The organism is Desulfovibrio fairfieldensis, assembly GCF_001553605.1.
Classification (GTDB): Bacteria; Desulfobacterota; Desulfovibrionia; order Desulfovibrionales; family Desulfovibrionaceae; genus Desulfovibrio; species Desulfovibrio fairfieldensis.
The window spans coordinates 667,632-685,645 of sequence record NZ_CP014229.1 but is presented as its reverse complement, the minus strand read 5'-3'; the positions used below and the strand labels follow the sequence as shown (position 1 = coordinate 685,645).

Genomic DNA, 18,014 nt, shown 5'->3' with positions numbered 1-18,014 from the left:
GCATGGGCAGGCCCGTGCGCAAGCAAGCGGGCTCGCCTGTGGCGCAGCCGTTCGCGCGCAATGGGAAACGCCGACAGACGGCACATGGTTCCTGATACCGCTCCGGCGGCTGACGCCGCCATGATTGAGCACAACGCCCGCGCAGGGGCGGTTTCGCTGCTGCGCGAACTACGCCAGGTATAATCATGATCCCTGATCTGAGTCCCATATTTTCCCGCTATGAAAGTCTGCGGGCCGAGGCCGACGCCCTGTTCGCGCGGGTGCGCGAGACGCAGCCCGGCTGCGTGACCTGCAAGGAAGGCTGCAGCGACTGCTGTCACGCCGTATTCGATCTTTCGCTGGTGGAGGCCATGTCTCTGAACCGGGCCTTTGAGGCGGCCTTTGCCCACGGGCCCGAGCGTTCGGCCATTCTCACCCGCGCGTCGGAAACCGACCGCCGCCTCACCCGCCTGAAGCGGGAACTCTTCCGCGCCGAAAAGGACGGAGAAAGCCCGGAGGCCCTCATGGCCCGCGCCGCCCAGATCCGGCTGCGTTGCCCGCTGCTGGACGGGGAGGACCGCTGTCTGCTCTACGAGGCCCGGCCCATCACCTGCCGTTTGTACGGCGTACCCACGGCCATCGGCGGACAGGGGCACGTCTGCGGCTTTTCGGCCTTTGAGAAGGGCAAGGCCTATCCCACCGTGCATCTGGACAAAATCCAGGCCCGGCTGGATGAACTCAGCCGGGAGGTGGCCCGGACCGTGGAATCCCGCTTCTCGGAGCTGCACGAGGTGTACGTGCCTCTTTCCATGGCCCTGATCACCCGCTACGATGAAGCCTATCTGGGCATCGGCAAGGCCAAGCCCGAAGAGTGATTCCGGAATTTTTGCCCGGAACCCGGGCGCGACAAGAATGTCGCGCCCAAGCTGACGAACCAGAAACAGGCCGAGGCGCTCCCCATGTTTGACAGCATCCCCGCCACTGTTTTCCGCGACGGCACACCGCAGGCGCTTACGGACGAGCAGGAAAAACTCAAACGCGAGATTTACGAAAAAATGAATCCGCGCCGCCGCAAGTTTGTGGACCGTATCGGCTATGAAAACTGGGATCCGTTCCAGAAGCCCAACGATCCTCTGGACCTGCGCATGGATGTGAGCAAGCGCACCACCCAGCAGCTGGTCAATGAATTTCTGCGCGAAGCGGCCCGAAAAGGGCCGTACAGCAACGACTACGGCAAGGGCGCCATGGAGTGCGCCTTGGGCGTGGTCAACAAGGACGAAAAATACCAGGGCATTTTCGACTTCTGCCTCTGGTACCATGATCTTTTGAAAAAAGAAGGGCATATCGCATGAAAGAGCGTTACGACGACCTGGATGAATATATCGCGGACCTCAAAAAGGAAATCGAGGCCAACGCGCAATGCGCGACACATTACTACAACCTGGGCTTGGCCCTGCTGAGCAAGCGTGATTTTGTGGCCGCCGAGGAAGCGCTGCTCAATGCGGTGCGCAACTCGCCGCATCTGGCCGAAGCCTATGTGCAGCTGGGCGGCATCTGCCTGGAACGCGGCGATCTGGAAGGCTGCCTGCACTATAATGAGGAAGCCGCCAACTGCCGGGCCAAATTCCCCATTCCCTGGAGCAACATCGCCTTCGTGCATCTGCAGCGCGGCGAGCCGGACAAGGCCATCGCGGCTCTGCGCAAGGCCCTGAAATGGGACCCCAAGTTCATCCAGGCCAAAAACGCCCTGGCCACGGCCTATTACATGAAGGGCGACTTTAAGGCCAGCGTGGAAGTCTGCCGGGAACTGCTGGCCCAGGAGCCGGGTTTTGCCCCGGCCTGGAACAATCTGGCCCTGGCTCTCTTTGACCTCAAGGAATACGATCAGGCCGTGGAAGCCGCGGACAAGGCGCGCGAACTGGGCTTCGAGGTGTCGGAGGGCTTTTTGGAGGAGCTGAAGCCCCACAGGAAGTAAGCCGGGAGCGGACTCCTTTTCCCGAACCAGCGGCATATTTTTTGCTTATAAAAACGCGGACGGTCAATTTTTCCACCGTCCGCGTTTTTTCGCGTCCGGACTCCGGGTTCGCCCCGGGCCGCGACGCCACCGCATAACAGCCATGCGGATGCAGGCCGTTATGCGGAAACAAAGCAAGGAGCATACGCATGGAACTGGAATTCCGCTTTCGCAATAATGATCTGGGGCCGCATTTTCCCACCTTTCAGGAACGGGTCAACGCCATGTTGCCCGCCCGTCCGGCTGAGCCCGAAGGCATAAGCGCCGAGGCCGCCGCCCCGGTTCTGCCCACCCTGGAGGAAAGCGCCCCGCTCACCCCGCATATGCCCAATTCCGAGGAAGTACGGCAGACCCTGGCCCAGGTGGAAGAAGAAGCCGTGCTGCAGAGCCGGGAGCTGATCCAGGCGCACTCCGGCCTTAACGAGCAGCGGGTGGCGCGGCTGTTGGGCCTGCTGGACTAGAACCTGTTGACACTACTGGGATTTTGTTCGCTTTAGCCGTTAGGCGGCTTGGCTGCCCTACGGATAAAGACAGCAGCAATAACAAATCCAGCGGGCAAAAGAACGCAGTGTCAACAGGATCTAGCGCAGAGTACCTTTGAAACGCCCTCCGGCTTCTACAGCTCCAGCTCCAGCCCCACCGGGCAATGGTCCGAGCCGTAGACGCTGTTTTCGATCCAGGCGTCGCTGACGGCCGGGGCCAGCTCTTCGGAAACAAAGAAATAGTCAATGCGCCAGCCGATGTTCTTTTCCCGCGCACGGGTCTTGTAGGACCACCACGAATACTGGTCCGGCTGGTCGCCGTGCACCTTTCGGAAGGTGTCCACATAGCCCATGGCCGTGAAACGGTCCAGAAAAGCACGTTCCTCCGGCAGAAAGCCGGTATTTTTCACATTCTGCTTGGGCCGGGCCAGATCTATGGCCTGGTGGGCGATGTTGAAATCCCCGCAGACCACAATGGGTTTGCTTTTGCGGCACTCTTCCGCATAGTTCAGAAAGGCTTCGAAGAAACCCATCTTGTAGGGCACGCGCTTGAAGCGTCCCGTGGGCTTGCCGTTTTCATCCAGCTCCTCGGCCCCGCCGTTGGGGAAATAGCCGTTGAAAAAATGGAAGTCGGGAAATTCCAGGTGCAGCAGGCGTCCTTCGCCCTGCCACTGGGGATCGGGCAATTCCGCGCGCACGGCCAGGGGCGTCATCCGGCTGAAGACCGCCACTCCGGAATAGCCCTTTTTCACATGGCTTGAGGACCAGTGGGCCTCCCAGCCCTCGGGGCTGGCCAGTTCTTCCTTGAGCTGTTCCGGGTGGGCCTTGGTTTCCTGCAGGGCCACGATCTGGGCGTCGGTGCGCGTGAACCACTCCCACTCCGGCTTGGCGGAAAGCGCGCGCAGGCCGTTCACATTCCAGGAGACGAGTTTTATCCGCATATGTCCTCCACGGGCCGCAGCATAGCCAAGGCCGCTGCCGGGGGCAAGCCGCCATGCTCGGGGCCGTTGTGCCGCTGCGCCCCATTGCGCGCAATCCGCTTTTCCGGTACACAAAAAGTGCTGCCGGACAGGCCCGCAGAGGACCTGCCGGGCGGATATTTTTAGAGCGGCTCACGTAGTAAATGCTCCAGGGAAGTGCTGAGTAATGAAGATTTTTCTCTGCCAAACACGGAGAACTCCGGGTGGAGGGCGTATATTCAAACCCGCCCTTCGCATGGAGTGAGCCTGACGCAGGCAGAGAGCAAAAAGACCATTGATCAGTACTTTCATAGGAGCCGGACGGCTCTGCCCGCCTGTGTCCGATCCACTTTTTAAGGAGTCCCTGCAGTATGGAAGTTCTGCCAATCCGCCGCGCCATTCTGAGCGTTACGGACAAGAGCGGCCTTGTGGATTTCGCCACCTTTCTCAGCTCCCGCGATGTGGAGCTGATTTCCACCGGCGGCACCCAAAAAGTGCTGGAGGCGGCGGGCCTGCCCGTCACCGCCGTCAGCACGGTGACCGGCTTTCCGGAAATTCTGGGCGGGCGCGTCAAAACCCTGCACCCCAAAATCCACGCGGGCATCCTGGCCAACAAGGATGACCCCTTCCACATGCAGACCCTGGCCGAAAAGGGCATCCGGCCTTTTGACCTGGTCTGCGTCAATCTCTACGACTTCGCCGGTGCGGTGGAGCGCCACCTCTCCCTGGAAGAAGCCGTGGAGGAAATCGACATCGGCGGCCCCTGCATGCTGCGCGCGGCGGCCAAAAATTTCCACAGCGTCCTGGTGCTGCCCTCGCCCCAGTGGTACGGCGCGGCCATGGACGAGCTGCGCCAGCACGATATGAATGTGAGCCTCAACTTCCGGCAGGTCATGGCCTCACGGGCCTTTGAGGCCACTTCGCGCTACGATGCGCTGATTACCTCCTACCTGCGGCCCTAGACCGGATACCTGTGAAACGCTTTGCGTTTCACAGGGTTATTCAGCCGAAGACCGCGGCCATCGCCGTTCGTATGTCTCCGTTGTCGCCAACGGAGACAGCCCTCCGGGCTGCCTTTGGTCGCTTCGGCTGGATCCACGCTGCTTCGCGGCGGGCGGCCCGACCTGCTCGCCGCCAGGCATTCCAACTTTCAAAGTCGAAATACTCTCACTGCACGCCGCAGAAAGGAGACGCGCCATTCCCAAGCCAGAAGGCAATGTGCAGGGGCTCAAGCCGAGCCAGCTCAATGCCCTGAACCGCCTTTTCAACCGCCGGTTTCCGGCGGAGGATGTCTACACCATTGAGCAGGCCCGCGAGCTGGCTCTTCTGTCGCGCGCTCTGGGGCGGCAGGTGGGTCTGCTTATCGACCGCAAGGGCCGAGTGCAAATGGTTCTGGTGGGCGAGGCGGGCAGCATCCTCATTCCCGAACTGCCGCGCGGCCGCACCGGCCAGGAGCGGTTACGCGGCCTGCGCCTGTTGCACACCCACCTCTCCCCGGACGGCATCAGCCAGGAAGACCTCATGGATATGCTCTTCCTGCGCCTGGACGCGGTCATCGCCCTCAACGTGAATCCCACAGGCGATCCCGTGCAGTGGCAGGCCGCGCACCTGCTGCCTTCCGGCGCCGCGGGCAAGCCCTACCACCTGGACGCCCCACAGCCCTGGGACCGCACGGCCGCGCAGTTCACGGCCACGGCCGAAGCCCTGGAAGAAGAGCTGGCCCGGCGCGGCGAGGATGCGCGGGAAGCGGCGGACGCGCCGCGCGCCCTGCTCGTTTCCGTGGCGGCCCAGCCCCGGATTCTGCAGGAGCGCAATCTGGACGAACTGGCCGAGCTGGCCCGCACCGCCGGCCTCACCGTAGCCGGGCGCATGGCCCAGCGCGTGGCCCAAGTCAATCCCCGACTGATTCTGGGCAAGGGCAAGGTGGCGGAACTGGAAGTGCTGGCCCTGCAAGGCCGCGCGGGCATGCTGGTTTTTGACGGCGAACTTTCGCCCGCCCAGTTGCACAACCTGGCCGACATCACCGAGCGCAAGGTTATTGACCGTACCCAGCTTATTCTGGATATTTTCGCCCAGCACGCCGTGACCAGGGCGGGCAAACTCCAGGTGGAGCTGGCGCAGCTGCGCTACACCCAACCGCGCCTGGTGGGCAAAAACCGGGCCATGGACCGGCTCATGGGCGGTATCGGCGGACGCGGCCCCGGCGAAACCAAGCTGGAGACGGACCGGCGCAAAAGCCGCGAGCGCATGGCCCGCATCCGCAAGGAACTGGACCAGTTGCGGCGGCAGCGCGCCTTTACCCGCGCCCGGCGCTCGCGCCAGGGCATCCCCCTGGCCGCCCTGGTGGGCTATACCAACGCGGGCAAGTCCACGCTGCTGAACCGGCTGACCCGCTCGGACGTGCTGGTGGAAAACAAGCTCTTCGCCACCCTGGACCCCACCACGCGGCGGCTGCGCTTCCCGGCGGAACGGGAAATCATTCTGGCCGACACCGTGGGCTTTATCCGCAATCTGCCCAAGGAACTCATGGACGCCTTCCGCGCCACCCTGGAAGAGCTGGAGGCCGCCGATCTGCTGGTGCATGTGGCCGACGCCTCCCACCCGGACCTGCTGCAACAGATTTCGGCGGTGGAGACCATTCTGGCCGAAATGGAGCTGGACCGCGTGCCGCGCCTGCTGGTGCTCAACAAATGGGACCAGCTTGCGGCTCCGGCCCGGGCCGAGTTGGCCGACGCCTTTCCCCTGGCCCTGCCTGTTTCGGCCAAAAGCGGCGACGGCCTCAACTCTCTGCTGGAACAGTTGGAAACAGACCTGCTGACCCGGAACAGGCCGCCGGTCATTCCAGATATGCCCTTCTCGCTGAACTAGGGGCTGTTTCTAAATTAGGATTTTCATTCTCTGCCAAGGGCGCTAGCCGTTGGCGCGTCGGCGGCTTGCTTGAGCCGTTCACGGCGAAGCCGTGTTACGGATCAAGCTCCTTCGTCGCAACGGCTAAAGCAAAGCGAGTTCTGGGCGGAGGGAGTATATTCAACATATTCGACCTTCGCGCGGGGCGAGCCTGACACAGGCAGAGGACGAAAGGACAATTTAGAAACAGCCCCTAGAGCAGATTCCCTCTGAAACGCTACACGTTTCAAAGGATTCATTCCGGCAAAAACGCGGTTATCGCTGCTGTCGATCCCCGTATGGTTCCGTTGTCGCCAACGGGGACAGCCCTTCGGGCTGACTTCGGTCGCTTCGCCGGAATCCACGCCGTCTCGCGGTGCGCCTCACCGTGTTCGGCTCACAGCTTTTCAAGTGTGAAATGCTGTAGAGTTCGCAAATGGACGCGCAAAAAAACGGGGAAAAGAGTCTCCCCTTCTCCCCGCTTCTCTAGAGTATTTCGCGGTGCGGATTTCCACGGAAAATCCGCACAGAGCGTTGAGATATTTTCAATATCAAAAGGCTCTAAAGCAGATTAACTTTCAAATGCTCTAACATTCATCGAACCGGAATTAAATATTCATCGCGCCGCCATCCGCAGGCTTGTCCGCACCGCCGCCGGGATTGGCGTTCTTGTCTCCCTTATTTCCCGCATCCGGTCTGGCTGCGGGCGCGCCGCTCACCGGCGGCGCGGAAACGTCCGTCGCGTAGGCTTTGGCCGTACTTTCCAGAATGGCCTGGCCCACCACCAGCCAACGGTCGCCCTTCTTGCGCAGGGCCAGCCAGCTGGTCATTTTGGCGGGCGTGGTCACCTTGGCCACCGCCGCCGTATCGCTCAATTCGGTCACCTGCGCCTGTTTCAGGGATTCAGGCACCCAGGGGCAGTCCGGAGTCTGGGCCTCGCGGCACTGGGCCATCATTTCGCCTGTGCTCACGCCACGGGTGTACTGGCTCTGCAAACGATTTTCCATATTCAGCACGCTGCCCAGCAGATCGTCCATGCCGCCCAGGCCCAGCATGCGGCCCAGGGAGTCCAGCGAACTCAAAGCCTGATCCTCGCGGGTCAGGTTTTTGATCTGGTTGGCCGCGAAGGTTTTCAGATCCAACTGGGCCAGAAAGGCCGCACTGTCGTTTTTATTCAGGGCTTCCGCCAGCGAGTTCAGAGCTTTCTGAGGGCCGGAGGCAAAACAGGCCGTGAGCAGGGCCGCAAGCAACGCCGCCACCAGAAGAAAAGGGGACGGCCGACGTAGTATATTCATAACAACCTCTTTTACGCGCCGAAACGCAATAGTATCGTTCCAACGGAAATACTATAGCGCGCGAGCCGGAATAATGCAAAGCCCCGCCCCGGTCGGGCCGACAAGGCAATCGCATGAATGTTTCAGCCGTTGGATATTTGTAAAGTAGGTCTTCCTTCCTCATTCCCGCGAACGCAGCCGACACCGTCGGCAAGTGAGCGGGGGACTGGTTTTGCGGGAATTTTGCAAAATTGGCGATTTTTTCGTGCGGGCAAGGCAGCGACGCGTTTTTGCGCGGAACATACTCAAGTATGTGAGCAGCGAAAACGCGCCGATAACGCCGCCCGCGCGGAAAAGGCGGATTTTGTAAAATAACCGTAAAGTTACAGCAAGCCCGACGCAAGAGTATCTTACTTTTTCGCCCTATTCATGCGATTGCCCCGGCCGGGCAGACGGCGGGGCTTTTTTTCCGCGCGGGCTTCTGCTACAGGTAGCCGAGTCCTGCGGGGCTGCATACCCGCCGGCGACTCAGGAGGCCTTTATATGAAAGTGATCATCATGTGCGGCGGCAAGGGCACGCGCCTGCGCGAGGAAACCTCGGTCAAACCCAAGCCCATGGTGGAAATCGGCGGGCGGCCCGTGCTCTGGCACATCATGTCCATTTACGCCCGTTTCGGCTTCAAGGATTTCGTCCTGCCGCTGGGCTACAAGGGCGAAGTCATCAAACAGTATTTTCACGATTACAACATCCGCAACACGGATTTCACCGTGGAACTCAAAAGCGGCACTATCATCTCCCACCCCGGCCATGTCGAGGACTGGCGGGTGACCCTCTGCGACACCGGCCAGGAAACCCTCAAGGGCGGCCGCATCAAACGCGTTGCCAAGTATATCGACAGCGACCGCTTCATGGTCACCTACGGCGACGGCGTGGCGGATATCGACCTGCACAAGCTGTTGGAGTTCCACAAGCAGTCCGGCACCATCGGCACATTCACCGGCGTGCGCATGCCCTCGCGTTTCGGCGCGGTACGCACGGACGCGGCGGGCAAGATTCTCTCCTGGGAGGAAAAGCCCGTGCTCAACGAGCATATCAACTGCGGCTTTTTCGTGTTCGAACGCCGTTTCCTGGACTACTTGAGCGAGGACGAAAACTGCGACCTGGAAAAAGAACCCCTGCAGCAACTGGCCGCCGAAGGGCAGCTTTCCATGTATCCGCATCCCGGCCAGTGGCAGTGCATGGACACCCTGCGCGATTCCATCAAGCTCAATGAACTCTGGGACAGCGGCCGGGCCTTTTGGGTGTAGCAGTCCGGTTCTTTTGCCCTCCGGCGGCGTCAAACTTCGCTTCGGCCTCCAGTCATGTACCATAAGAGTACACTCCTGTCGGCCTCAGCTCGTTTTCCTTGTCGGAGAACAAAACTCCCGACCTGCCGCAGAGTACGCGCCGGGCCGCTTGTCCACCTTACCGGCGCGCAAAAATTACCGCGCCGCAATGAATAAAAAGACAATCCAGCTTTCTCCCACGAGTAAGGAATAGTTATGTTTGCCAATGCCTATCAAGGACGTCGGGTCTTCGTTACCGGGCACACGGGTTTCAAGGGCTCCTGGCTGGCCGCCTGGCTCACGCGGCTGGGCGCGACCGTGGCCGGTTTTTCCGACGGCATCCCCACCGAACCCTCACATTTCGCGGCCATGCATCTGGACGCGCACCTGGAAGATCTGCGCGGCGACATCCGCGACCGGCAGGGCATGGTCGACGCCGTGCGGCGTTTCAAGCCCGAGGTGGTCTTCCACCTGGCGGCCCAGGCCCTGGTGCGCAAATCCTACGAGGACCCCGCAGGCACCTTTGAGGCCAATATGCTCGGCACCATGAACGTGCTGGAAGCCGTGCGGGCCTGCCCTTCGGTGCGGGCCGTGGTCATGATCACCTCGGACAAGTGCTACCGCAACGACGAATGGGTCTGGGGCTACCGTGAAACCGACCATCTGGGCGGCGCCGATCCCTACTCCGCTTCCAAGGGCTGCGCGGAAATCATCGCCCATTCCTATTTTCAGAGCTTTTTCAAGGAAGGTCCGGCCTGTGCCACGGTGCGCGCGGGCAATGTGATCGGCGGCGGGGACTGGGCCCTGGACCGCATTGTGCCCGACTGCGCGCGGGCCTGGGCCGAGGGCCGGGCCGTGCAGATCCGCAGCCCCTGGGCCACGCGGCCCTGGCAGCTCGTGCTGGAGCCGCTTTCCGGCTATCTCTGGCTGGGCGCGCGCCTGCTGGACAACGGGAACGCGCCCTTTGACCCGCGCGGTCAGGCCTACAACTTCGGCCCGGCGGCGGACGTCAACAATACCGTGGCCGAGGTGGTGGAAGCCCTGGCCCGGCACTGGCCCGGCTTTGAAAGCCAAATGGACGCGGCGGGCCAGGCGGGCATGAAGGAATGCACCCTGCTCAAGCTCTGCTGCGACAAGGCCTTGGCCCACCTGGGCTGGAAGGCCACTCTCAGCTTTGACGAAACCATCCGTTATACCGCCGAATGGTATCACCGTTTCTACCGGGGCCGGGACGGCGCAACCCCACCCGACATGCTGGACTTCAGCCTGGGCCAGATCGCGGCCTACGTCAACGCGGCCGAACAGCGCGGCCAGGTCTGGGTGAGCTGATGGGCGCGCATACCGTCGACGGACCCGTTGCACAGGAGGTGGGCATCGCAGGCGCACTGTTCCAGCCCCTGAAAATGATCCCCACGCCCGGGGGGCCGGTGTTGCACATGCTGCGCCCCGATTCGCCCCTGTTGCCCGATTTCGCGGCGGGTTTCGGCGAAATCTATTTCTCGGAAGTGCTGCCCGGCGCTGTCAAAGCCTGGAAACGCCACAGCCGCCAGACCCAGCTGTTTGCCGTGCCCCACGGCCTGCTCAGAATCGTGCTTTATGACGACCGCCCCGGCTCTTCCACCCAAGGCGTACTCTGCGAGCTGGCCTTGGGCAGACCGGAACACTACGGCTTGCTGCGCATTCCGACAGGCGTCTGGTACGGATTCGCGGCCATGGGCGGGGAAGCGGCCCTGATCTGCAACTGCGCGGACATTCCCCACGATCCCGCCGAAGGGGAACGCCGCCCGGCGGACGATCCGGCCATTCCCTATAGCTGGAAGGGCGCGGTTCAGGCCGGAGGACGCTGAGCATGGCCCGCCACCTGCTGCGCGCGGCCTGGGCTCCCCGTCCGTCCGACGCCCCGCCGCTCTCCGCCGGGCAAAAATGCCGCGCATGGTGGCAGGCCTGCCGCCCGCCCTTTTTCATTACCGCCGCCATCCCCGTGACCTTGGCGCTGGCCCTGGCCTTCCGCGTGCAGGGACATGTGACGCCCGGCCAGTGGGGTGTCTGGCTGCTTCTGCTGCTGGGCTGTTTTCTGGGCCTGACCATCGCCAACTTCGCCAATGACCTTTTCGACCATATTCTCGGCGTGGACGAAGGCGAAAACATCGGCGGCTCAAGGGTAATCCAGGCCGGACTGATCAGCCCGCGCCAACTTTCCGCGGCCCTTCTGCTGCTGATCCCGGCCACCCTGGTTGTGGGCGCGGCCCTGATTTTCAGCCTGCCGCCCGCGTTGCGGCCCTGCCTGTGGGCGGCCACCCTCTTTGCCGTGGCTTCGGCCGTCTTTTACGTGGCCCCGCCCATCCGTTACGGGCACCGCGCCCTGGGCGAGCTTTTCGTCTGCCTGAACATGGGCCTGATCATGGTAACGGCCGGCGCCACCCTGCTTCTCGGGCGCTTCGACCTGCGTTCTCTGGCCCTAGCCCTGCCCGTGGGCCTGATGGTGGCGGGCGTGCTCTACTACCAGAGCCTGCCGGAAATCGAAACAGATCTGGCCGCGGGCAAGCACACCCTGGCCAACAAACTGGGCAAGGACAAGGCCGCCTTGGTCTTCAAGCTCTGGTGGCCCGCCGTCTGGCTGCTGCTGATCAACCTCTGGGCCTGCGGCCTGGCCGGATGGCCGGTATTTCTAGGGCTGTCGGGCCTGCCCTTCTATCTCACGGCCTGCCGCCGGATCAACGCCGCCGGGCGCGGCGACTGGCTGCCCCTGGACGCCCACGGCCATCTGGTGCGCAAAACCTACCTGATCTGCGGCGCGGCCCTGATTCTGGGCGTGGCCTTTTGAATGGTTACGGCGCGGTGCTCTTTTTCGGCACAAAAAAACGTTTTGAATATGCCCCTTCATGGGCCAACAGCATAATCTTCTTGTCAATGCCGCCGGCATAGCCTGTCAGGCTTCCACCGGCTCCGACCACACGATGACAAGGAATAATGATAGAAATCGCATTATGCCCCACTGCCCCGCCGACTGCTTGTGAAGACATTCGTTCCTTGTCGCGGGCTACAGCAATTTTTTTAGCTATTTCTCCATAGGTTGTTACCTCCCCATAGGGAATCTGACAGAGGATTTTCCATACCGCCTTTCTAAATTCACTTCCTGCCGGATCAAGTTTCAGCTCCGACACATGCGGTTTTTCGCCGGCGAAATAGCGATCAAGCCATTCCCTGCCCCGAACCAACACCGGAAAATCGTTCCGTTCCCGGAACTCCCCTTTCAGGCTGCCCGCGAAATACTTCTGCCCCTCCATCCAAAGCCCGACAAGAGCGTCGCCTTCCGCCGCAAGCATGATCCGTCCCAGGGGCGTTGTATGGTATGCTATACAGCCCACCGCATCCTCCCTTTCAGCAATCCCATTGGTATTTCTTCAAGTCCACATGCCTGTCGTCCTTCATGACAACCTGCTCCGCTTCCAGAAAAAAACGCTGTTCCGGCCATCCGGGCGCAAGCCGCCCCGCGTGGTTGACAACTCTGTGACACGGATATTCTCCATACAAATTCGCCATGCCAAGGACTTTTCCCACCAGCCTGGAATTCCTGTCCCTGCCGATCAGCCGCGCGATCTGGCCATATGTGGCGACGCGCCCTTCCGGTATTTCTCCAACAGCGGAAAGTATCTCGTATATCAAGTCTTCGCGCGGCATGCTGGAATCCGCGTTACAGTGCCGTGCCCCTGGCGGGAACAAAGAATTTTTCCATATCAACACCTTCAAGCTCCAGCAATCTGCGTTTTTTATCCACGCCGCCCGCGTATCCGGTAAGGCTCCCGTTGGTTCCCACAACGCGGTGGCAGGGAACAATGATCGATATTTCATTGTGCCCGACTGCGCCGCCCACGGCCTGCGCCGACATCCGGCGCAGGCCGCGTCGTCTGGCCACCTGCCTTGCGAGGTCTCCATATGTGACGGTCGTTCCGTAAGGAATCTGCAACAGCAGCTCCCAGACACAGCGGCGAAATTCAGAACCGATCATATGCACCGGCGGCATAAAATCCGGCTCGTGCCCGGAAAAGTAGATGTCCAGCCAGCGTCTGGTTATCGCGAAAATCGGCGTTTCCCTTTCCTCATGCTCAGGATCAAGACTGAGGGCATAGAATTTTTCGCCTTCAAACCACAAGCCGGTCAGGCCGGTCTCATCGGCGGCCAGCAGTACATCGCCGACGGAAGATTGATAGGCAGCGGTATATTGCATCGTCACGCCTCCAGGAACTGATTGGAATCTTCGGGCGCATTCCGGCGATCCGTCATGGTATAGCCGCGCATTGGCGCGAGCACCGCAATGCTGTAGTTTGCAAAAGGGGTTGCCCTGCTCTTTTGCCGGCAGATGCGGTTCATTGCCGGATTCCGCCATTGTGTCACGCATTCTTCAGCTTTCCCATATGGGCAGGCTGAGTCGTTTGCCCTCTTCCACCAGGGAAAAGAAACGCTTGGAGCGGGTACAGCCCTCTCCGCCTTTGCCAGCTCTTCCTTCAGGGAAATAGCCAGCTACAACTATACATTCACTTTATCTTTTTAATGGTGATCTCAAACAGTACAAACACATTTTTTATTTCAATTTACTCTTTTTAAGATTATATTTAGCGTTAAACAAACTTGAATATAAATATTATGAAATATAGTATCGTTCAAAATTCCCAACCATAATTTTTATATCAGCATGCAGTTATCCGTTGTCATCAGTGGCATGCAGGCTGTTCCAGAGATTGACCGCAGCGTAACTTCTCCACGGTCTCCATTGTTCGGCCATGATACGCAGCTCTCTGGGGGAATATCGGGGCAATGCATGCCGTATTCCCGCGTCTGTTTCCAGAAACGCGTCTGGCCAGGCCATGGCCCGCATAGCGATATAGTTTGCCGTCCATGTGCCGATTCCCCTGATGCCCATAAGTTTCCGCGTTTCCTGTTCCGGGTCGCTGCACCCGTCCAAACAGATCTCCCGCCTTGCAAGAGCCTTGGCGAGCGCCTCTATGGCTCCTGCTCTGGAAGCGGTGATGCCGAGCGGCCCCAGGCGCTGTTCCAGTGGCCCATCAAGACCGGCAAAATATTCCGGGGGCGGAAATATACGCGACAGACCTTCAACAACTGTCGCCACCGGAATCCCGAACCGGCTGACAAGCCGTTCCGCAAGAGTGCCCGCCGCCTTTACCGTGACCTGCTGCCCCAAGATTGCCCTGACGGATACCTCGAAGGAATCAAAGCAGCCGGGGAGCCTTGCGCCTTTCATGCAAAGGTTTTCCCGGATGGCATTCATGGAGGATAGCGATTCAAACACCGCCTCCGGGTCACAATATAGATCAAACATATTCCGGACTTTCCCAAGCAGCTGTGGAAGAACGGATAAAAGCGACTCGCTTAGAGACACCTCCAGAATATGCTCAGCTTCGTTATTTGAAACGGCAATCCATCCCGTCACCGGCATTCGCCTTGTGTTTGCGAGGCAAACCGTCCGGTAATAAGCATCTCCCCTGACCAGATCAATTCCAGCTATTGCGCGCCCTTTCAAAAATCGCAGCATCTCTTTCCAGCGGTACGGCGGCCGGTAACCAAGGGAGACTTTCAGCTCCGCGTCTTCTCGTTTCGTGGTGGACATCCTTTTGCGGATGTCGCCAGGCGTCAGGTGGTATTTTTCTTTGAAGGCATCGTTAAATCGGCGCAAGCTGCCGAAACCGGCAGCCATGGCGATATCCACGACCCGCAATTTTGTGTCCGTCAAAAGATTTTTTGCCAGAAGCAGACGACAGGTCTGCAAATATTGTACTGGTGAAACATGAAATTCTTCTTCAAATACCCGACGAAGATGACGGCCCGTGCAATGTAAGCGGTGCGCAAATTGCTCCAGTCTTTCACCGCTTCCGCAGTTTTCCTCTATCATTCTTGCAGCGCGTTTCGCCAAGGATGCGGAAGCGTCGGCAATCGACATCCCCGGAGCAAGTTCCGGCCGGCAAAGCAGGCATGGCCTGTAGCCCGCCTGTTCAGCCTCCGCCGCTGAGGAAAAAAAAGCGCAGTTCTCCTCTTTGGGCGTCCTGGCCCGGCACACGGGACGGCAATATATCCTGGTGGAAGACACGCCAACAAAAAATCTGCCGTCAAAACGGGGATCTTTCGCGCAAAAGGCGGAATAGAGTCCTGGATAGTTGCCGTGCATCCTTGCGCCTGCCTCCATGTGAAAAGACTATACCGGGATATGCCCAAAGAGCTAGCCGTTTTCGGACATGGCAATGACTCCGCTACATCCATTGCTGACCGGCGCGGTCCGCGCGCTGCCCACATTTTACTGGGGGAGTTCACTGAACTATGCCGCCATCGGCAATTAACACATCGGCATTATCGATATAACAAATGGAAAAAAATCAAAGCGGCGGCGCGATGTCCTTCCGGAGATCGCGCCGCCGCTTTTACGCCGTTTTTTTCAGTTCGGGCCGTGCCGCGCGGGAAAGGGCGGCTTAATGAGGACGGCCCTAATTCTTCGCAATCCGCCCGTGCGTCTTCCACAGCCGCAACCGCCGCACTTCCGAAATACCCAGGCCCAGCAGGGTCAGGGCCGTGCCCGTGGCGGACATCCAGGTGATGCGCTCATGCAGCACCAGCACTGAGGTGAGCACCGTGACCACCGGCACCAGATAAATGTAGACCACGGTTTTAATGGCGCCCAAGCGCTTGAGCGAGAATGTCCAGGTCACGAAACAGAGGGCCGAGGCCCAGAGGCCCAGAAAAAGGAGGTTCAGAAAATTCACCGGCTTGAGCAGGCGCGCGGCGTCCCAGGAAAAGCCGAAAACAGGCAGGCAGGGCAGCATGAACAGCAGGCCGTAGAAAAAAATCCTGCGGGTGGCCTGCAAGCTGCCGTAGCCGTGGGCCCCTATCTTGCGGGTCAGGATGGAGTAGACGGCCCAGACCAGGGCCGCCAGCACGGCCAGCAGGTCGCCCAAAGGATTGAGCTGGAGCACCGTGCTGCCGTTGAAGCTGATCAGGCCGATGCCCGTAATGGCCACGGCGAAACCCAGAAAAAAGTTGGCCCTGGGCCGCTCGCCGTCCAGAAAACGGAAGGCCAGCAAGGCCGTGAAAAAAGGCGCCACGGCCACGATCACCCCTACATTGGAGGCAAAGGAATAGGTCAGGGCGATATTTTCCAGCAGGAAGTACAGGGTCACGCCGGTCAGCCCGGCCATGGCGAAAAGCCATTCCTGCCGCCTGTCCGTCAGCTTGAGGCGGCGCGGGCAGACCAGCCAGAGGGCCAACCAGCCCAGCGTGAAGCGGATAAATAAAATTTCCAGGGGCGTGAAATCGCGCAGCAGCACCTTGGTGGAAATAAAGGTAACGCCCCAGACGATAATGGTCATCAGGGCAGCGAGGTGTCCGATCAGCTGTTTCCGGTCCGTCATGATGTTCCTTCCCGCTCACCGTTTGGCCGGGATGAAGATGCGCTGGTACTGTTTGGGCGTCAAGCCGATAAAACATTTGAAAAATTTCGTGAAGTGGCTCTGGTCCGCAAAGCCCGCGCTCAAGGCAGCCTCCACCGGCGTCACGCCTGTTTCCAGCAGGGCCTTGGCCCGGGCGATGCGCACATTTTCCAGATAGCGGTAGGGCGTGATGCCTTTGGCGCGGGTAAAGGTCCGCAACAGATAATATTTGTCCAGCCCGGCCAGGCGGCCCAGATCATCCAGACTGATCCGCTCCGCATAATGCTCTTCCAGAAAAATGCAGACCGCACGGATTGCGCGGGCGGCCGCATCTCCGACCTGGGGCGCGGGCGGCGTAAAGGGCGCGGCAAATTCTTCCAGCAATTGTTCCAGCAGGGCGAAGAGCAGCTCTTCCTTGCAAAAGTCCACGGACTCTTCCAGGACCATGGCGTGCAGATCCCGCAGCAAAGGAACCAGCTCGCTTTGCGGCACGATATTGGGCGCGAACACGGGCAAGGCCTCCGCGCCGGTGATCTGCCGGATCAAGCGGCGCATGGTTTCCTCGCCCACATGCAGACAACGCCAGTTCAGAAGCTCGTCGCCCACCTGGCTGCAGGCATGGTTGTCGCGTGGGTTGAAAAGAATCAGATCCCCGGCCTCGGCCAGATATTCCCTGTTGTTGCAGAGAACCCGGCGGCGGCCGCCGTCTATGCAGCCGATGACATAATGCTCATGAAAATGATTGGGAAAGTTTTGCAGCAACCCGTGAAACAAACAGGCCTCAATCTGCAGATCCGCGTCAAAACGGATCACGCGCGTCCCGCCCGGCATGGCCAACTCCTTGTATGAACGAAAAGTAGCGCGTCAGGCGAAAATTTTCTGGTACGATATTGACGCCGGAACAGTCGGATGAGCGCTGATCAGCATAGCCACCGCTCCGCCGTGTCGGCCACGGCCTGCATGTCATGGAAGAGCCCGGCGGTGTGAAAGCCGTCGGCCACGGCGTGATGTACGGAGACAGCCACGGGAATCAGCCTGTTGCGGCCCTGGACAAAGTGTTTGCCCACCCGGATCAGCGGGAAAAGCAGGCGTGATTCCGCATAGGTGTCCTGCGCGAAAGACGTGAAGGAAAGCCAGGGCAGGGACGACACGGAGCAGAAATTTTCCGGCGTGTGGTGTCGCCCCTTGATGCCCCGCACGTTGCCGTAACGGGCCATGTCCGCCAGCACGGTTTCGTAAAACACGCTGAAATCCGGCGACCATTGGCTCCAGAGGTCGGAGAAGGTCGCGTCGTCCTCATGAAAGACGGTATAGACCGGATTGCAGTAACTCCAGCGGCCCAGGCGGCCCTGAACGTCAAAAGCCATGCGGAAAGCGCTGTTGCCCGCATTCTCTTCATCGCCCTGCCTGTTCACGGCGCGCATGATCACATAGAGCAGGATGGGAAAAAAACGGCGCTGCAATTGCCGACGCCGACGCATCAGGCGGGTGATGTCCAGCGTTGCGGTGATGGAATAGCGGCACTTGAGCCTGTCGAAATAATAGGCGAAGTATTCCCGGCGCGGCCAGTTCTCCAGGTCCACGGGCGTGAAGACGGCAGGCGCAATGTCCCTGCCCGTGCCGCCCGCTTCCTCCACTCCGTGCGCGCCCGAAGCCGCCAT

General features: G+C 60.2%; 19 protein-coding genes. 10 read left to right on the top strand and 9 right to left on the bottom strand.

From position 1 onward, the window contains the following. The first annotated feature begins 185 nt into the window (after window positions 1–185). The 4 genes from AXF13_RS02950 to AXF13_RS02935 all read left to right on the top strand — a co-directional run bounded on the left by AXF13_RS02950 (window position 186) and on the right by AXF13_RS02935 (window position 2,454). Window positions 186–854 carry a YkgJ family cysteine cluster protein gene (locus AXF13_RS02950; RefSeq protein WP_009303857.1) on the top strand — a complete coding sequence of 223 codons (669 nt, stop codon included), beginning with the start codon at window positions 186–188 and terminating at the stop codon, window positions 852–854. 84 nt (window positions 855–938) lie between these two features. Continuing rightward, window positions 939–1,331, top strand: a complete 393-nt coding sequence (locus tag AXF13_RS02945) for a hypothetical protein (protein ID WP_008686099.1) — start codon at window positions 939–941, stop codon at window positions 1,329–1,331. Further along, on the top strand, window positions 1,328–1,954 hold the full coding sequence (locus AXF13_RS02940) for a tetratricopeptide repeat protein (protein WP_062251580.1): 627 nt from the start codon (window positions 1,328–1,330) through the stop codon (window positions 1,952–1,954). The genes AXF13_RS02945 and AXF13_RS02940 overlap by 4 nt, the downstream gene beginning before the upstream one ends. Window positions 1,955–2,142: 188 nt before the next feature. Further along, complete coding sequence (locus AXF13_RS02935) at window positions 2,143–2,454, top strand: hypothetical protein (protein WP_008686102.1); 312 nt, start codon at window positions 2,143–2,145, stop codon at window positions 2,452–2,454. Between the two features lie 155 nt (window positions 2,455–2,609). Here AXF13_RS02935 and AXF13_RS02930 read toward each other — a convergent pair whose 3' ends face one another. Then, a complete protein-coding gene (locus tag AXF13_RS02930; protein ID WP_062251579.1) occupies window positions 2,610–3,416 on the bottom strand; it encodes an exodeoxyribonuclease III in 807 nt (268 codons plus the stop codon). A gap of 389 nt (window positions 3,417–3,805) precedes the next feature. Here AXF13_RS02930 and AXF13_RS02925 point away from each other — a divergent pair, with 389 nt between their 5' ends. Together AXF13_RS02925 and hflX are read left to right on the top strand one after the other, a co-directional pair. Beyond that, window positions 3,806–4,396: an IMP cyclohydrolase gene (locus AXF13_RS02925; protein ID WP_008686106.1), complete on the top strand. Its 591-nt coding sequence runs from the start codon at window positions 3,806–3,808 to the stop codon at window positions 4,394–4,396. A gap of 256 nt (window positions 4,397–4,652) precedes the next feature. Further along, on the top strand, window positions 4,653–6,302 hold the full coding sequence (gene hflX / locus AXF13_RS02920) for a GTPase HflX (protein ID WP_062251578.1): 1,650 nt from the start codon (window positions 4,653–4,655) through the stop codon (window positions 6,300–6,302). 626 nt (window positions 6,303–6,928) lie between these two features. Here the strand turns inward: hflX and AXF13_RS02915 are convergent. Continuing rightward, window positions 6,929–7,615: a hypothetical protein gene (locus tag AXF13_RS02915; RefSeq protein ID WP_008686112.1), complete on the bottom strand. Its 687-nt coding sequence runs from the start codon at window positions 7,613–7,615 to the stop codon at window positions 6,929–6,931. Between the two features lie 522 nt (window positions 7,616–8,137). Between AXF13_RS02915 and rfbF the strand changes: the two genes are divergently transcribed. The 4 genes from rfbF to AXF13_RS02895 all read left to right on the top strand — a co-directional run bounded on the left by rfbF (window position 8,138) and on the right by AXF13_RS02895 (window position 11,744). Next, window positions 8,138–8,902: a glucose-1-phosphate cytidylyltransferase gene (gene rfbF, locus AXF13_RS02910; protein WP_008686113.1), complete on the top strand. Its 765-nt coding sequence runs from the start codon at window positions 8,138–8,140 to the stop codon at window positions 8,900–8,902. 234 nt (window positions 8,903–9,136) lie between these two features. After that, window positions 9,137–10,249: a CDP-glucose 4,6-dehydratase gene (gene rfbG, locus AXF13_RS02905; RefSeq protein WP_062251577.1), complete on the top strand. Its 1,113-nt coding sequence runs from the start codon at window positions 9,137–9,139 to the stop codon at window positions 10,247–10,249. Beyond that, window positions 10,249–10,767 carry a dTDP-4-dehydrorhamnose 3,5-epimerase family protein gene (locus AXF13_RS02900; protein WP_062251576.1) on the top strand — a complete coding sequence of 173 codons (519 nt, stop codon included), beginning with the start codon at window positions 10,249–10,251 and terminating at the stop codon, window positions 10,765–10,767. Before rfbG ends, AXF13_RS02900 begins: the two co-directional genes overlap by 1 nt. Before the next feature lie 2 nt (window positions 10,768–10,769). Further along, window positions 10,770–11,744: a prenyltransferase gene (locus AXF13_RS02895; protein ID WP_062251575.1), complete on the top strand. Its 975-nt coding sequence runs from the start codon at window positions 10,770–10,772 to the stop codon at window positions 11,742–11,744. 4 nt (window positions 11,745–11,748) lie between these two features. On the opposite strand, the gene AXF13_RS02890 is transcribed toward AXF13_RS02895, so the two are convergent. The 7 genes from AXF13_RS02890 to AXF13_RS02860 all read right to left on the bottom strand — a co-directional run bounded on the left by AXF13_RS02890 (window position 11,749) and on the right by AXF13_RS02860 (window position 18,014). Next, the gene (locus tag AXF13_RS02890; RefSeq protein ID WP_062254686.1) at window positions 11,749–12,246 is read right to left on the bottom strand and encodes a methylated-DNA--[protein]-cysteine S-methyltransferase; all 498 of its coding nucleotides are present in this window, start codon (window positions 12,244–12,246) and stop codon (window positions 11,749–11,751) included. Between the two features lie 55 nt (window positions 12,247–12,301). Further along, the gene (locus AXF13_RS02885; RefSeq protein ID WP_062251574.1) at window positions 12,302–12,601 is read right to left on the bottom strand and encodes an MGMT family protein; all 300 of its coding nucleotides are present in this window, start codon (window positions 12,599–12,601) and stop codon (window positions 12,302–12,304) included. Between the two features lie 13 nt (window positions 12,602–12,614). Beyond that, window positions 12,615–13,319, bottom strand: coding sequence for a methylated-DNA--[protein]-cysteine S-methyltransferase (locus AXF13_RS02880; protein WP_223299961.1), 705 nt, complete (start codon window positions 13,317–13,319; stop codon window positions 12,615–12,617). Between the two features lie 300 nt (window positions 13,320–13,619). Further along, window positions 13,620–15,101 carry a DNA-3-methyladenine glycosylase 2 family protein gene (locus tag AXF13_RS02875; protein ID WP_062251572.1) on the bottom strand — a complete coding sequence of 494 codons (1,482 nt, stop codon included), beginning with the start codon at window positions 15,099–15,101 and terminating at the stop codon, window positions 13,620–13,622. 313 nt (window positions 15,102–15,414) lie between these two features. Further along, on the bottom strand, window positions 15,415–16,335 hold the full coding sequence (locus AXF13_RS02870; RefSeq protein WP_008686121.1) for a DMT family transporter: 921 nt from the start codon (window positions 16,333–16,335) through the stop codon (window positions 15,415–15,417). Window positions 16,336–16,350: 15 nt separating this feature from the next. Next, the gene (locus AXF13_RS02865; RefSeq protein WP_062251571.1) at window positions 16,351–17,184 is read right to left on the bottom strand and encodes an AraC family transcriptional regulator; all 834 of its coding nucleotides are present in this window, start codon (window positions 17,182–17,184) and stop codon (window positions 16,351–16,353) included. Window positions 17,185–17,273: 89 nt separating this feature from the next. Continuing rightward, window positions 17,274–18,014, bottom strand: a complete 741-nt coding sequence (locus AXF13_RS02860) for a CatA-like O-acetyltransferase (protein WP_062251570.1) — start codon at window positions 18,012–18,014, stop codon at window positions 17,274–17,276.

Coding starts and splice junctions, on each gene's coding strand:
- AXF13_RS02865 (WP_062251571.1), bottom strand. CDS start 17,184: ATGCCGGGCGGGACGCGCGTGATCCGTTTTGACGCGGATCTGCAGATT.
- AXF13_RS02915 (WP_008686112.1), bottom strand. CDS start 7,615: ATGAATATACTACGTCGGCCGTCCCCTTTTCTTCTGGTGGCGGCGTTG.
- AXF13_RS02885 (WP_062251574.1), bottom strand. CDS start 12,601: ATGCCGCGCGAAGACTTGATATACGAGATACTTTCCGCTGTTGGAGAA.
- AXF13_RS02935 (WP_008686102.1), top strand. CDS start 2,143: ATGGAACTGGAATTCCGCTTTCGCAATAATGATCTGGGGCCGCATTTT.
- rfbG (WP_062251577.1), top strand. CDS start 9,137: ATGTTTGCCAATGCCTATCAAGGACGTCGGGTCTTCGTTACCGGGCAC.
- AXF13_RS02940 (WP_062251580.1), top strand. CDS start 1,328: ATGAAAGAGCGTTACGACGACCTGGATGAATATATCGCGGACCTCAAA.
- rfbF (WP_008686113.1), top strand. CDS start 8,138: ATGAAAGTGATCATCATGTGCGGCGGCAAGGGCACGCGCCTGCGCGAG.
- AXF13_RS02890 (WP_062254686.1), bottom strand. CDS start 12,246: ATGCTTGCGGCGGAAGGCGACGCTCTTGTCGGGCTTTGGATGGAGGGG.
- AXF13_RS02895 (WP_062251575.1), top strand. CDS start 10,770: ATGGCCCGCCACCTGCTGCGCGCGGCCTGGGCTCCCCGTCCGTCCGAC.
- AXF13_RS02945 (WP_008686099.1), top strand. CDS start 939: ATGTTTGACAGCATCCCCGCCACTGTTTTCCGCGACGGCACACCGCAG.
- AXF13_RS02925 (WP_008686106.1), top strand. CDS start 3,806: ATGGAAGTTCTGCCAATCCGCCGCGCCATTCTGAGCGTTACGGACAAG.
- AXF13_RS02875 (WP_062251572.1), bottom strand. CDS start 15,101: ATGCACGGCAACTATCCAGGACTCTATTCCGCCTTTTGCGCGAAAGAT.
- AXF13_RS02950 (WP_009303857.1), top strand. CDS start 186: ATGATCCCTGATCTGAGTCCCATATTTTCCCGCTATGAAAGTCTGCGG.
- AXF13_RS02930 (WP_062251579.1), bottom strand. CDS start 3,416: ATGCGGATAAAACTCGTCTCCTGGAATGTGAACGGCCTGCGCGCGCTT.
- AXF13_RS02880 (WP_223299961.1), bottom strand. CDS start 13,319: ATGCGTGACACAATGGCGGAATCCGGCAATGAACCGCATCTGCCGGCA.
- AXF13_RS02870 (WP_008686121.1), bottom strand. CDS start 16,335: ATGACGGACCGGAAACAGCTGATCGGACACCTCGCTGCCCTGATGACC.
- AXF13_RS02900 (WP_062251576.1), top strand. CDS start 10,249: ATGGGCGCGCATACCGTCGACGGACCCGTTGCACAGGAGGTGGGCATC.
- AXF13_RS02860 (WP_062251570.1), bottom strand. CDS start 18,014: ATGGCGGCTTCGGGCGCGCACGGAGTGGAGGAAGCGGGCGGCACGGGC.